The 13626-nt window shown below is 74.5% G+C and carries 12 protein-coding genes and 1 pseudogene; 6 read left to right on the top strand and 7 right to left on the bottom strand.

Annotated features, from left to right (window positions below; genetic code table 11):
• Both C3486_RS38430 and C3486_RS34370 read right to left on the bottom strand, forming a co-directional pair.
• Positions 1-173: pseudogene (locus C3486_RS38430) on the bottom strand (Nonspecific lipid-transfer protein); the annotation flags it as partial.
• A gap of 12 nt (positions 174-185) precedes the next feature.
• Positions 186-2387, bottom strand: coding sequence for an acyl-CoA dehydrogenase (locus C3486_RS34370; protein WP_103836787.1), 2202 nt, complete (start codon positions 2385-2387; stop codon positions 186-188).
• Positions 2388-2563: 176 nt separating this feature from the next.
• On the opposite strand from C3486_RS34370, the gene C3486_RS34375 reads away from it, so the two are divergent.
• The 4 genes from C3486_RS34375 (at position 2564) to C3486_RS34390 (ending at position 6473) form a co-directional block, all read left to right on the top strand.
• Positions 2564-3214: a class I SAM-dependent methyltransferase gene (locus C3486_RS34375; RefSeq protein ID WP_103836788.1), complete on the top strand. Its 651-nt coding sequence runs from the start codon at positions 2564-2566 to the stop codon at positions 3212-3214.
• 109 nt (positions 3215-3323) lie between these two features.
• Positions 3324-4253, top strand: a complete 930-nt coding sequence (locus tag C3486_RS34380) for an N-acetylmuramoyl-L-alanine amidase (RefSeq protein ID WP_103836789.1) — start codon at positions 3324-3326, stop codon at positions 4251-4253.
• A gap of 196 nt (positions 4254-4449) precedes the next feature.
• Positions 4450-5304 (top strand): DUF5336 domain-containing protein, encoded by an 855-nt coding sequence (locus tag C3486_RS34385; RefSeq protein WP_103836790.1) that lies wholly within the window; start codon positions 4450-4452, stop codon positions 5302-5304.
• 158 nt (positions 5305-5462) lie between these two features.
• Complete coding sequence (locus C3486_RS34390) at positions 5463-6473, top strand: LLM class F420-dependent oxidoreductase (protein ID WP_103836791.1); 1011 nt, start codon at positions 5463-5465, stop codon at positions 6471-6473.
• Between the two features lie 19 nt (positions 6474-6492).
• Here the strand turns inward: C3486_RS34390 and C3486_RS34395 are convergent, their stop codons facing one another.
• The 4 genes from C3486_RS34395 to C3486_RS34410 form a co-directional block, all read right to left on the bottom strand.
• Complete coding sequence (locus C3486_RS34395) at positions 6493-7287, bottom strand: maleylpyruvate isomerase family mycothiol-dependent enzyme (RefSeq protein WP_103836792.1); 795 nt, start codon at positions 7285-7287, stop codon at positions 6493-6495.
• A gap of 94 nt (positions 7288-7381) precedes the next feature.
• Complete coding sequence (locus C3486_RS34400; RefSeq protein ID WP_103836793.1) at positions 7382-8452, bottom strand: prenyltransferase; 1071 nt, start codon at positions 8450-8452, stop codon at positions 7382-7384.
• A complete protein-coding gene (locus tag C3486_RS34405; protein ID WP_103836794.1) occupies positions 8449-9213 on the bottom strand; it encodes a class I SAM-dependent methyltransferase in 765 nt (254 codons plus the stop codon). The genes C3486_RS34400 and C3486_RS34405 overlap by 4 nt, the downstream gene beginning before the upstream one ends.
• 99 nt (positions 9214-9312) lie before the next feature.
• Positions 9313-10671, bottom strand: a complete 1359-nt coding sequence (locus tag C3486_RS34410; protein ID WP_103836795.1) for a glycosyltransferase family 4 protein — start codon at positions 10669-10671, stop codon at positions 9313-9315.
• 237 nt (positions 10672-10908) lie between these two features.
• On the opposite strand from C3486_RS34410, the gene C3486_RS34415 reads away from it, so the two are divergent.
• Together C3486_RS34415 and C3486_RS34420 are read left to right on the top strand one after the other, a co-directional pair.
• Complete coding sequence (locus C3486_RS34415; protein ID WP_103836796.1) at positions 10909-11532, top strand: TetR family transcriptional regulator; 624 nt, start codon at positions 10909-10911, stop codon at positions 11530-11532.
• A gap of 663 nt (positions 11533-12195) precedes the next feature.
• Positions 12196-12699: a response regulator transcription factor gene (locus C3486_RS34420; RefSeq protein WP_103836797.1), complete on the top strand. Its 504-nt coding sequence runs from the start codon at positions 12196-12198 to the stop codon at positions 12697-12699.
• Positions 12700-12765: 66 nt separating this feature from the next.
• Here C3486_RS34420 and C3486_RS34425 read toward each other — a convergent pair.
• Positions 12766-13626: ABC transporter ATP-binding protein (locus tag C3486_RS34425; RefSeq protein WP_146075116.1), on the bottom strand; the 861-nt coding region annotated here is incomplete at its 5' end.

Genomic DNA, 13626 nt, shown 5'->3' on the forward strand with positions numbered 1-13626 from the left:
GTGGACGCCTGGTGGCAGTAGCCGACCGGGACCTGTTCCACCTGGTCGTACGCGATGCCCGCGTCCGCGAGCGCCGCGCCGCCCGCTTCCCTCGCCATGTCCCAGTACTGCCGGTCGCGCGTCTCGGGCTTCTCGAACTTCGTCATCCCGACGCCGACGATGTACGCCTTCATAGCCAGTGCTCCTCAGATGATCGGGCGCGGCTCGGGGTCCCGGGGCAGTCCGAGCAGCCGCTCCGCGACGACGTTGAGCTGTATCTGCGTGGTGCCGCCCGCGATGGTGAGGCAGCGGGACATCAGGAAGCCGTGCAGCGCACGCTCCCCCGCGCCCTCGCGCACCGCGCCCGCCGGGCCGAGGAGTTCGAGGGCCAGCTCGGCGACTGCTTGCTGGTGGCGGGTCTGGACGAGCTTGCGGACGCTGGCCCCGGCGCCCGGTTCCAGCCCGTCGACCTGCTGGAGGGTGGTGCGCAGCCCGATGCAGCCGAGCGCGTGTGCCTCGGCCGCCAGCTCGCCGACGCGGGCGCGCAGCGCGCCGTCCGCCTCGGCCGCGCCCGCCCGTTCGATCAGTGCTTCGAGGCCGGTGTCGAAGGTCATCTGGTCGGCCATGTGCACGCGTTCGTTGCCGAGCGTGTGCCGGGCGACCCGCCAGCCGTCCCCGACCTCGCCGACCACGGCGTCGGCGGGGAGCAGCACGTCGTCGAAGTACACCTCGTTGAAGAGCGCGTCGCCGGTGATCTCCGTCAGCGGCCGGACGTCGATGCCGGGTGTCTCCATGTCGACGAGGAAGTAGGTGAGGCCCTTGTGCTTGGGCGCGTCCGGGTCGGTACGGGCCAGCAGGATGCCGTACCGCGCCCACTGCGCCGCCGACGTCCACACCTTCTGGCCGTTGATCCGCCAGCAGCCGTCCGCCGTCCGCTCCGCGCGGGTCCGCAGCGACGCCAGGTCCGAGCCGGCCTCCGGCTCGGAGAAGAGCTGGCACCACAGCTGCTCGCCGCGGAGCGTGGGCAGCAGATGGCGTTCCTGCTGCTCCGGCGTGCCGTAGGTGAGCAGCGACGGCACCACCCATGTCGCGATGCCCAGATCGCTGATCCGCACCCCGGCCGCCCGCAGTTCCTCCTGCACGGCGAGCTGCCGCAGCGGGCCGGCACCGAGGCCGTACGGCTCGGGGAGGTGCGGCGCGGCGTACCCGGTGGGCGCGAGCACCTTACGGGCCGCGGCCGGATCGAGGCCCACGGCGGCGGCGATCGCCTCGCGGGCCGCGGCGCGATAGCCGTCCGCCGCGGCCGGCAGCTCCATCCGCAGCGCGCGCCGGGCGCCGGCCGCGCCGTACCGGGCCGCGCGCTCCCGGTGCCCGGCCGGGCCGCCCAGCAGCTGCCGGGCGACGGTCGCCCGGCGCAGGTACAGGTGCGCGTCGTGCTCCCAGGTGAAGCCGATGCCGCCGAGTATCTGGATGCAGTCCTTGGCGCAGCCGAACGCGGCTTCCAGGGCGGTCGCGGTGGCGAGTGCAGACACCAGGCCGCGCACCTCCGGCGCCTCGTCCACGGCCCGGGCGGCGTCCCAGGCGAGCGCCCTGGCCTGTTCGAGCCGTACGAGCATCTCCGCGCACAGGTGCTTGACCGCCTGGAACTGGCCGATGGGCCGCCCGAACTGCTCGCGGACCTTGGCGTGCTCCGCCGCGGTGTCCAGCGCCCAGGCGGCGGTGCCGCACGCCTCGGCGGCGGAGAGCGTCCCGGCCAGGTCCCGTACGAGGTCCGCGTCGAGCGCGAGCAGCCGGTCGCCGGGGACGTGAACCGCGGCGGCGGTGACCTCGGCGGCCGGGCGGGTGGGGTCGGCGCCGGCGGGCACCCGGACCGTCAGGGCCGCGGCGTCCACCGCGAGCCAGACCGTTCCGGCCGCCGTCGCGGCGCCGAGGACGAGCAGGTCCGCTTCCCCGCCGCCGAGCACCGCAGGCGCCGTGCCGTCCAGGACATAGCCGTCCGCCGTTTCGGCCGCGGTCAGCCCGCCGGGCGTCAGGGCCACGGCGCCGATGCGCTCCCCCGCCGCCAGTGCGCGCACGAGTCCGCGTACCGCCTCGCTCCGGGCGCCGCGCCGCAGCAGCTCGGCGGCGAGCACACAGGGCAGGTACGGGCCGGGCAGTGCGGCCCGGCCGGTCTCCTCCAGGACGACCGCGAGGTCCAGCAGCTCCCCGCCGCCCCCGCCGTACTCCCGGGGCAGCTGCGGCCCGAGCAGCCCCTGTGCCGCCGCCTGGTCCCACCAGGCGGGCCGTCCGGCCCGTCCCGGCGGCGCGTCGAGCAGCTTCCGCCGGTCCTCGGGCGGCACGGCGCGGCCCGCCCACCCGCGTACCGCTCGGGCCAGTTCACGGTGGTCTCGCGTGATTCCGATGCCCATGGCGGGCACAGTAGAACAGGTTCCAGTCGGGCGGAAGGCCACACCTGACACTCAGTCAGGTCAGTAGCGGCCTCCCGCACCGACCCCCGCGCGTGCGCCGGGGAGTGGCGTAGTCCACGATGAGCTGGTCGTACGCGCCGGTAACAGGGTCCGGTGCCGTCACCAGGAGGTGTCCCATGACCGCCGCTCCCCGGCCGGAGACGCTCGCCGCGTTCGAGGCGGCGAAGGGCTTCATGCCCGTCGACGAGGGGCTGGCGCTGTACGCGGCGGCCGCCACGGCGGGCGCGCTCGGGCTGCCGCTGATCGAGATCGGCACGTACTGCGGGCGCTCCACCCTGCTGCTGGCCGACGCGGCACGCGCCGCCGGGGTGATGGCGGTCACCGTGGACCACCACCGCGGCAGCGAGGAGCAGCAGCCGGGCTGGGACTACCACGACCCGGAGGTCGTCGACCCCGAGGTCGGCCGGATGGACACGCTGCCCGCCTTCCGCCGGACGCTGTACGCGGCGGGGCTGGAGGAGCACGTACTGGCGCTGGTCGGGCGCTCCCCGCAGGCCGCCGCACTGTGGCGGGCACCGGCCGGCCTGGTCTTCATCGACGGCGGCCACACCGACGAGCACGCCACGGCGGACTACGAGGGCTGGGCGCCGCACGTCGCGCCGGGCGGCCTGCTGGTGATCCACGACGTGTTCCCCGACCCGGTGGACGAGTGGACGGGGCAGGCCCCGTACCGCATCTACCTGCGCGCACTGGAGACCGGCGCCTTCACCGAGGTCTCGGCGCACCGCTCGCTGCGCGTCCTGCGCCGGACGGGCGAGGGCATCTGAGGGACGGCCGCGCGGCAGACGGGGGACGCGCGCGGGGCCTGCCGGGCCGGTGCCGGACGCGCCCCGGCAGGAACGCCGCCTTCCGGCCATCGGACGTTACGATCGCGCTGTGTCGAACGGCAGTACTCCCCCCACCACCCGCCGCTCCGTGCGCACGCTCCTCCTCGTGCCCGCCGCGGTGGCAGCTCTCTGCTGCGCCGGCTGCGGTACCGGCGCCGGCGGCTCCGGCACGGCGTCCGAGGGCAGGCCGGGCCCCGACCGGCCCGCAGCGGCCGGCGAGCACACCGCCACGGCCCGGCCGGGCGACGGCGGCACGGACCACGAAGGTGACGCGGGCGCGGAGCGCGCTCCCGCGGCCGGCGGCGGCCCGCTCAAGGGCAAGGTCGTGGTGATCGATCCCGGCCACAATCCGGCCAACCGTGATCACGCCAAGGAGATCGCCCGCCAGGTCGACGTGGGCAACGCCCGCAAGGAGTGCGACACCACCGGCACCTCCACGAACGACGGCTACGCCGAGGCGTCCTTCACCCTCGACGTGGCGCGCCGCGCCCGTACGCTGCTGCAGAAGGAAGGCGCGAAGGTCGTCTTCACCCAGGACGGCGACCGCCCGTACGGCCCGTGCGTCGACGAGCGCGCCGAGATCGGCAACACGGCGCACGCGGACGCCGCGCTCTCGATCCACGCGGACGGCGCCGCGGCCGGCAACCGCGGCTTCCACGTGATCCGCCCCGGCGTGGTGCACAGCGGCGGCGCGGACACCCGGAAGATCACCGGCCCGTCGCGCGACCTCGCCGACCACCTCGTGGGCCGCTTCGTCGCCGCGACCGGCAGCGCGCCGGCCAACTACATCGGCACCGGCAAGGGGTTGGACACCCGCACCGACCTGGGCGGACTCAACCTCTCCCGGGTGCCGAAGGTGTTCCTGGAGTGCGGCAACATGCGCGACGCGAAGGACGCGGCGCACCTCACCGACCCCGCCTGGCGCCAGAAGGCCGCGGCCGGCATCGCCGAGGGCATCACGGGCTTCCTGCGCGGCTGACCGCCGCCGCCCGGCGCCCGGCCGGCCGCTCCCACCGGGGCGGCCGGGGCCCGGCGGCGCAGTCATATGGGGACGAGACGACCCAGCGGATGGGGCGGTAGGTTCCCCCTTACGATGGGGGCCACCCCCGCGCCTCGCACCGTGCGCAATCGGCGACAGCACGACCCATGACGAAAAACGGCAAAGGACTCCTTACGTGAACATCCGATCCCTCACACGAGGCGACGGCGTGGTGATCGGAGCAGCGGTGTTGCTGTTCATCGCCTCGTTCCTCGATTTCACCGGCAGCCCGGACTGCTCCGGTCTGCCGGCCAAGTACTGCGCCTCCGTCGAGAGCTCGAACGCCTGGGACTCGCTCTCCGTCGTCATGAGCCTCTACCTGGCGGGTGTGATCGGTGCCGCACTGATCATCGTGAGCCGCGCGCTGCCGCAGCCGCGCAAGGTCGCCGGGCTGGACCTGGGCCAGTTCGGCGTCGCGCTCACCATCTTCGCCGCGTGGACGGCGTTCTGGACGATCATCAGCGTCGGCAGCGCGGGCCCCGGCATCATCATCGGCCTCATCGCAGCCCTGCTCCTCGCCGCAGCGGCCGTCGCCGCGCCGCTCGTCCCCGCACTGCAGGCCCAGCTCATCACGGCCCCCGCGGCCTCGCCGTCCCCGTACAACACCGGCGTCAACGCCGGGTACGGCTACCCGGGCGCGCAGCAGGTGCCGGGCCAGGGCTACGGCTACCCCGGCGGTCCGCAGCAGGGCGGCCAGCCCTCGTACGGCGGCCAGCCGCAGCACACGCAGGGCGGCCAGGCCGGGCAGCCCGCGCCGGCCGCGACCGACCAGCAGGCCGGGGCCCCCGCCGCCGAGTTCGCGCCGTTCTGGTTCGCGGTTCCGGTCGCCCGCCCGCTGTACGGCGAGGACGGCAGCCCGACGCCGGTCGCCGAACTGGCCCCCGGCACCTGGTACCTCGCGGTCGAGCAGCGCGGCCAGGCGCTGATCGCGCAGACCCAGGACGGCCGCCGCGGCGTCCTGCAGGACACCACCGGCATCCAGCGCGGCTGACCCCGCGCGCCGGTCGCCGGACCGACGGCCCCTCGCCCCCTTCCCGTGGGCGGGGGGCCGTCGCCGTGTCCGCGCCCTCCCCGCGGGGCCATTGCCTTCGCCGGGTGCGGGCCGTACAGTCGGCGCACTGAACTGACGGCGCGTCAGGAGGAGGCGACATGCGGCTCGGGCTGGCGCTCGGTTACTGGGGGCGCGGGCCCGATCCCCGCCACCTCGAACTGGCCCGTGCCGCCGAGGCGTTGGGGTACGACTCCGTGTGGACGGCCGAGTCCTGGGGCTCGGACGCGTTCACCGCGCTCACCTGGATCGCGGCGCACACCTCAACGATCAAGCTGGGCACCGGCATCGCGCAGATGGCGGCGCGCACCCCCACCGCCACCGCGATGCACGCGCTCACCCTGGACCACCTCAGCGGCGGCCGGGTGCTGCTGGGGCTGGGGCTGTCCGGGCCGCAGGTCGTGGAGGGCTGGTACGGGCGGCCGTTCCCCAAGAGCCCGCTGACCGCGACCCGCGAGTACGTCGACGTGGTGCGCCAAGTGCTGCGCCGCGAGGGGCCCGTGACGCTGGACGGCCGGTTCCACGCCCACCCGTACCGCGGCCCGGACGGCACCGGTCTCGGCAAGCCGCTCAAGCCGATCACCCATCCGCTCCGCGCCGGCCTGCCCGTCCTCCTCGCCGCCGAGGGGCCGAAGAACATCGCCCAGACCGCCCGTATCGCGGACGGCTGGCTGCCGCTGTACTGGTCGCCGGAGCGGGCCGGCATCCACCGCGCCGCGCTCGCCGGGGCGCCGGCCGGCTTCCGCATCGCGCCGATGGCCCGCGCCGCGGTCTGCGACGACGTGGCCGAGGGGCTGCTGCCGGTCAAGGCGATGCTGGGCTTCTACATCGGCGGCATGGGGCACGCGACGAAGAACTTCCACGCGGACCTGATGGCGCGGATGGGGTACGAGGAGGCGGCCCGGCGCGTCCAGGACCTCTTCCTCCAGGGCCGCAAGGAGGAGGCCGTGCTGGCCGTCCCCGACGCCTTCGCCGACGAGATCTCCCTCGTCGGCCCGTGCGCCCGCATCGCCGAACGGCTGGCCGCCTGGCGCGCGGGCCCGGTCACCGACCTCCTGGTCACGGCCCCGGACCCGCACACTCTGCGCGTACTCGCCGAGCTCAACGCCTAGCGCGCCGGGGCGGCGTCCGTCACCAGGACACCAGCCCGAGCCACTCGTCGAACAGGTCGCGGTCGCCCCGGACGGTGACCGTCGGGGTGTCCGGCGACAGCCGCCGGTAGAAGACCAGCAGGACGTCGGTGAGCGGTCCGCCGGCCGTGACGGCGGCCTGATCCCCGGCGCCGCCGTGCCGCCAGGCGATCCGGTCGCCGGTCATGTCGATGATCCAGCGCGTGCCGGCCGGGCCGCCGGTGTCCGTGGCGTGCAGGCAGAGGGTGCGGCCCGGGCCCAGCAGCCGCCGCAGCTCCGGCCTGAGCTCCAGGGCCTGCGGCGCGGTGCCGATCTCCAGCCACTCCTCCAGGGTGTCCACCGCGACGTCGGGGGCGAGCCGGTACTCGGTGCCCACCGCGATCGCCGCGTCCGCCCGGTGGATCGCGGTCTCGTGCACGGCGCGGCGCGCCCAGAACCCCGTCTTCTGCTCCGCCATCCAGGTCCACACCCGGACGTCCGGCCCGGCCTCCCGCAGCGCCGCGGCCGCCAGCTCCGCGCCCTCGCCCAGCCAGGCGTCCAGCGCGGCCGGTTCCCCGTCCCCCGGCCCCTTGAAGTCCGGTACGTCCTCGTCGGGCACCATGCTCTGTGCCCGGGTCCGCACGGTCGTCCCCATCCAGCGGAGCGCTCCGCCGAGGTGCCGGGTCAGCTCCCCGATCGTCCACTCCGGGCAGGTGGGCACCGTCGCCTTCAGGTCCGCCCCCCGCAGTGCCTCCCGGAACAGCCCGGTCTGCACCAGAATCTCTTCGCAGTACCTCTCGTGCCCAAGACGTGTCATAGCCGCACACTAGTGCGGCTTCCCGGGCCCCCGCCCCGGATTTTGCGGGGCGGGGATCACGCTCCGGGCGCGGGGAACACGCTCCGGCGTGGGCTCACCGGCAGCAGTCCGGGTCCAGGCCCGTCGGGAGGCGTTCGCCGCCGAAGACGGCGGTGGTCGGCTCGTCACCGCCGAGCGCGGCGACCGCGAGGAGCAGGGAGCCCGCCGTCCACGAGGTCAGCTCGCGCGGCCAGATCGCGTCGTCGTCGAAGACGTAGCCGGTCCAGTACATGCCGTCCTCGGCACGCAGGTGCTGGATCCAGCGGAGGATCTCCACGGCCCGGTCGGACTCGCCCATCGCCCAGAGCGCCAGGGCGAGTTCGGCACTCTCGCCGCCGGTGACCCAGGGGTTGGGCAGGACACAGCGGACGCCGAGGCCCGGCACGACGAAGTCGTCCCACTGCGCCTCGATGCGCTCCTTGGCGGCCTGGCCGCGCAGCGCGCCGCCGAGCACCGGGTAGTACCAGTCCATCGAGTAGCGGGACTTGTCGAGGAAGCGCTCGGGGTGGTGGCGGATGGCGTGGCCCAGCCGGCCGGCCGCCAGCTCCCAGTCCGGCTGCGGTTCGCCGCGCTGCTCCGCCAGCGCGAGGGCGCAGCGCAGCGCCTGGTAGACGGAGGAGGAGCCGGTCAGCAGCGCGTCGGTGACGGGCGTGCCGTCGTCCTCGCGCTTCCAGCCGATCTCGCCGCCGGGCTGCTGGAGCGCGAGCACGAACTCGATCGCGGCGTAGACGGCGGGCCACATGCGGTCGAGGAAGGTGTCGTCGCCGGTCGAGAGGTAGTGGTGCCAGACGCCGACGGCGAGGTACGCGACGAAGTTGGTCTCGCGGCCGCGGTCGGTGGGCTCGGCCGCGTCCCCGTCGGCGTACGCGGCGTACCAGGAGCCGTCGGGGAGCTGGTGCTCGGCGAGCCACAGGTACGCCGCCTCCGCGCGCTCGTGCTCACCGGCCGCGTCCAGCGCCATCGCGGCCTCGGTGTGGTCCCAGGGGTCGAGGTGGTGGCCCCGGAACCAGGGGATGGCGCCGTCCGCGCGCTGCGTCGCGAGGATGCCGGCGACGGTGCGGGCGGCCTGCTCAGCGGTGAGCACTCCGGGCAGGACGAGTCGTTCGGTGCGCCCGGGGCTCGTCACAGGGCGGCTCGCGCGGGCTCGTCGTGCGGCGCGGCGGCGGCCTTCGGCTCGTGCGGCTTGGTGGCGTACGCGACGAAGCTCTTGCCGATGAGCGGGTTCAGCGCGTTCTCGGCGAGCCGCGTGGCCAGCGGCTTCTTCATGATGTCCCAGACCAGGAGCTTGTGGTACGCCTTGACCGGCAGCGCCTTGTCGTTGTCCACGCCGAACGCGCACTTCAGCCACCAGTAGGGCGAGTGCAGCGCGTGCGCGTGGTGGGTGCCGTACGGGCGCAGGCCCGCCTCGCGCATCTTGCCGAGGAGTTCGTCGGCCTTGTAGATGCGGATGTGGCCGCCCTCGACCTCGTGGTACGCGTCGCTGAGCGCCCAGCAGACCTTCTCGGGGCCGTAGCGCGGCACGGTCACCGCGATCCGGCCGCCGGGCTTGAGGACCCGCACCATCTCGGCGAGCACGCCCTTGTCGTCGGGGATGTGCTCCATGACCTCGGAGATGATCACGACGTCGAAGGAGTCGTCGGGGAAGGGCAGCGCGAGCGCGTCGCCCTCCATGGCGGTCGCGGTGGCGCCGGCCGGGGCCTCGCCGGCCTCCTCCATCGCCGCGAACCACTTGGCGACCTCGCGGATCTCCTCGGCGTTCTGGTCCAGGGCGACGACCTGCGCGCCGCGCCGGTAGCACTCGAAGGCGTGCCGGCCCGCGCCGCACCCCAGGTCGAGCACGCGGTCGCCCGGTGCGAGCGGGAATCGGGAAAAGTCGACGGTCAGCACGGCCTCTCAGCTTTCGTCCTGGGGGTGTCCCGGCCGCACGGGGACGGCGGGGACGGTCTGGCGGGTCACGGCGGTCACGGCGGGCGGGATGGCGCTGGTCTAGGCGTGTGCGGCGGGCTCGGCGGCCGGGACGGCGGTGCTGCCGGCGGGCCGCGGCCGGGCGTCCGCCTGCCGGGCGATGGCCTCGCGGTAGCGCTCGGCGGTGCCGATGGCCGCCTGCCGCCAGGTGAAGCGGGACAGGACGCGGGCGCGGCCCGCCGCGCCGAGCCGGCGGCGCAGGTCCGCGTCGCCCAGCAGCCGGTGCAGGCCCGCGGCGAGCGCGTCGGCGTCGCCCGGCGGCACGGCGAGGCAGGTCTCGCCGTCGGGCCCGGCGACCTCGGGGATCGCGCCGCCGGTGGTGGCCAGCAGCGGCGTGCCGGTGGCCATGGCCTCGGCGGCGGGCAGCGAGAAGCCTTCGTAGAGGGAGGGCACGCAGGCCACTTGGGCGCTGCGGACCAGGTCGACCAGCTCGGCGTCGCTGATGCCCTTGACGAACTCGATGGCGCCGCCGAGCCCGAACCGCTCGATGGCGGCGGCGACCGGGCCGTCGTCGGCGCGCTTGCCGACCACGACCAGGTGCGCCCCGGGGTTCTCCGTACGGACCTTGGCGAGCGCCTCGACCAGGTGGATCAGGCCCTTGAGCGGTACGTCGGCGCTGGAGGTGGTGACGATGCGCCCCGGCACCTCGGGGACCGAGGGGTCGGGCGAGAAGAGGTCGGTGTCGGCGCCGATGTGCACGACGTGGATGCGGTCCTGACGGACGCCCAGGTGGTCGGTGATCTCCTGGGCCGAGGAGCCGGAGACGGTGAGGACCGACGGCAGCCGGCGCGCCACCCGCTTCTGCATGCGGGTGAAGCCGTACCAGCGGCGGACCGAGGCGCGGCGCCGCCAGCCGTCGGCCGCGTCCAGGTCCAGCTGCCGGTCGACGGTGATCGGGTGGTGGATCGTGGTGACCAGCGGCGCGCCGAGGTCGCCGAGCAGGCCGTAGCCGAGGGTCTGGTTGTCGTGGATGACGTCGAAGTCGCCGCGTCGCGCGGTGAGGTGGCGGCGGGCGCGCAGGGAGAAGGTGAGCGGCTCCGGGAAGCCGCCGGTCCACATCGTGCCCACCTCGAGGGCGTCGATCCAGTCCCGGTACTCGTCGCGCTTGGGGGTGCGGAAGGGGTCGGGCTGCCGGTAGAGGTCCAGGCTGGGCAGCTCGGTCAGCGGGACACCGGCGTCGAGGACGGGGTAGGGCTGGGCGCCGATGACCTCCACCGAATGGCCGAGCCCGGCCAGTTCGCGGGAGAGGTGGCGTACGTAGACGCCCTGGCCGCCGCAGAAGGGATTCCCTTTGTACGTGAGCAGGGCGATCCGCAGGGGGCGGTCGCCGGTGGCCTCGGCGGGGCGAGCGGCGGCTGCCTGGACGGCCTCAGCGGACACTCTCGGCCCCTCTCTCACTGGACTTTCGCCGGAGCGTAACCGCTGGCGCTAATCTAGAACAAGTTACAGAACCGATCGGTTACCGACGAGTTCACCTCGTTCGAATCTACCGGCCGGGGAACCGGCGAAAAGAGCCGCACCAGGTGATTCGCGCCACGACCCACCCGGTGCCATGCTGAGCCGATCAGCAGCTCGACGCACCCCGCAGCACGGACGGACCGCCACGGAATGGGACACATGACTTCCGAACCCCGGCCGGCGCTTCCCGCCAGTCACGCGCTGACCGAGCGCCAGGAAGCGCGCCGCCGCCGCATCCTGCAGGCCAGCGCCCAGCTGGCCGGGCGGGGCGGCTTCGACGCCGTACAGATGCGCGAGGTCGCGGAGCTGTCGCACGTCGCCCTGGGGACGCTGTACCGCTACTTCCCCTCCAAGGTGCACCTGCTGGTGGCGACGATGCAGGACCAGTTGCAGCACATGCACGCGACGTTGCGCAAACGGCCACCGACGGAGAGTGACCCCGGCGCGCGGGTGGCCCAGACGCTGATGCGGGCCTTCCGTGCGATGCAGCGCGAGCCGCACCTCGCGGACGCCATGGTGCGCGCACTCACCTTCGCCGACCGGTCGGTGAGTCCCGAGGTGGACACCGTCTCCCGGCTCACGACGGCGATCATCCTGGACGCCATGGGGCTGGATTCGGCCGCCACGCCCGAGCAGCTGTCGGCCGTGCGAGTGATCGAGCACACCTGGCACTCGGCCCTCATCACCTGGCTGTCGGGCCGGGCTTCGATTGCGCAAGTGAAGATCGACATTGAGACGGTGTGCCGTCTGATCGAACTGACCTCGCCACAGCGCCCGGAATAGCCCTTTCCCTCCCGGTAAGCACCCTCTCGCGCCACGGGGTTGCCCCCCTCACGGAGTGCATACATGCATCCTGCCGTGCCCCCGTGCGCCCCCTTGCCCCCTCTTGGCCTGATCTGCGGCCCCATCCCACGCCCATTACAGGTATGAATTCGGGGTGGTTGACAAATATGCCGGTACACGGGGGTCTGGAGGGGGACTGCAGTGATCCGGGTGCTGCTGGTGCACGACGTCTGCCTGTTCCGATGGGCGTTGGCCGAGGTGCTCAGCAGGGAAAACGACATAGAGGTGGCGGTGTCCACGCCGGACGGCGCGGAGAGCCGGGTGCGCACGTGGCAACCGGACGTCTGCGTGGTCGATGTGGACTCCGTCGCGCCGATCGGACTGAACACGTTGCGAAAGCTATCGGACAGCGGGGCATCGCCTGCGGCACATGCCGAAGGTAAGCCGGCGAGAGGGGAGCCCGGCCGGGGTGACGGCGCGTATCGGAACGCCGACGCCCGCCGGAACGCCCGCGGGGCCAGAACGGCGGCCGGGGCGCGCACCACGGTGACCGCGCACGGCGGCACCGGCCGGGGCGCCCCGGCGGCCGGCACGCACACGGTGGCGGACCCGCACGGCGGCCACCCGGCCGCCGGCCGCGGCACGCCCGGCCGCGTCGCGCACATCCCCCAGCAGGCCACCAGATGCCGGGAACACGCGGCGCACGGTACGGCGGACGCCGCGCCGTGCGGTGCGGAGTGCGCTCCGGGCGGCGGCCGGGAGGGGACGGCAGCGCCGCGCCGCGGGCCCGCGCTGCTGGTACTGGGCTCGGCGGGCCGGCCGGGACCGCTGCGCCGCGCGTTCGAGGCCGACGCGCTCGGCTTCGTGGACAAGGAGGGTTCGCCCCGGCAGCTGGCCGCGGGCATCCGGCAGGTCGCGGCCGGCCGGCGTTTCATCGACGGCTCGCTCGGCTTCGGCTTTCTGCAGGCCGCCGAAATGCCCCTCACCCAGCGGGAGCTGAGCGTGCTCACGCTCGCCGCCGAGGGCGCCTCGGTCGCCGAGATCGCCGGCACGCTGCACCTGTCCAACGGGACGGTGCGCAACTACATGTCGGCGATCACCCGGAAGACCGGCGCCCGCAACCGGGTCGACGCCATCCGCATCTCCCAGGGCGAGGGCTGGCTGTGAGGGGCGTACCGGGCGACGGGCCCGGCCGCGCCCCGCGCACGGGACGGCGGCCCGGCCCCGCGCCGCTCAGCGGGAGAGGGCGGGCCGTGCCTGATCCGTCCACTCCCCCACGAGGTCCCGGTAGAGCGCCGACCGCCGCAGCAGGTCGCGGTGGCGCCCGCACAGCGCGTACGTACCGTCCATCACCAGGACGCGGTCGGCGCGGAGCGCCGAACTGATGCGGTGCGCGACGACGATCAGTGAGCCGCCCGGCCGGGCGGCGAAGGCCCGTTCGGCCCGGGCCTCCGTGGCCGCGTCCAGATGGCACGCGGCCTCGTCCAGGATGGCGAGCGGCGCGGGCGCGAGATGGGCCCGGGCCAGGGCGATCAGCTGGCGCTCGCCGGCCGAGAGCGTGCCGGGCGTGACCCGCGCGCCGAACCCGCCCAGCCGCTGTACCAGTTCGGCGGCGCCCACGGCCACGGCCGAGGCCCGCAGCGCGCTGTCCGGCACCGCTTCCGGGCGCGGGCAGAGGTACAGCAGGTTCTCCTTGAGCGTCCCGGTGAACACATAGGCCTGCTGGGGCACGAGAACGCGCCTGGACCCCGCGCCGTTCCCGCCCAGCCGGATCTCTCCCCGGTCGGGGACCAGCACCCCCGCGAGCAGCGCCGCGAGGGTGGACTTGCCGATGCCGCTCGGCCCGACGACGGCCAGGTGCCCGCCGACCGGCAGGGTCAGCTCCAGCCCCTGCACCACCGGCGTCGCATGCTCGCCGTACGCGAAGGACACCCCGTGCGCCTCCAAGGCCAGCCCGCTGCCGGCCGGCGGCGTCGCCCAGGCGGGCAGCGGCCGGGGCAGCCCGGCCGGCGCACCGCCGTCCTCACCACTCGTGGCCGCGGCCGCCGCCCTGGCGGGCCGGCCCGCCGACCCGCGCCCCGGTACCGGAATCCC

Source organism: Streptomyces sp. Ru73, assembly GCF_002920575.1.
In the GTDB taxonomy this organism is placed as follows: domain Bacteria; phylum Actinomycetota; class Actinomycetes; order Streptomycetales; family Streptomycetaceae; genus Streptomyces.

Excerpts from the sequence above, each read along its gene's own strand:
- C3486_RS34370 (WP_103836787.1), bottom strand. The coding sequence starts at position 2,387 with ATGGGCATCGGAATCACGCGAGACCACCGTGAACTGGCCCGAGCGGTA.
- C3486_RS34375 (WP_103836788.1), top strand. The coding sequence starts at position 2,564 with ATGACCGCCGCTCCCCGGCCGGAGACGCTCGCCGCGTTCGAGGCGGCG.
- C3486_RS34390 (WP_103836791.1), top strand. The coding sequence starts at position 5,463 with ATGCGGCTCGGGCTGGCGCTCGGTTACTGGGGGCGCGGGCCCGATCCC.
- C3486_RS34395 (WP_103836792.1), bottom strand. The coding sequence starts at position 7,287 with ATGACACGTCTTGGGCACGAGAGGTACTGCGAAGAGATTCTGGTGCAG.
- C3486_RS34415 (WP_103836796.1), top strand. The coding sequence starts at position 10,909 with ATGACTTCCGAACCCCGGCCGGCGCTTCCCGCCAGTCACGCGCTGACC.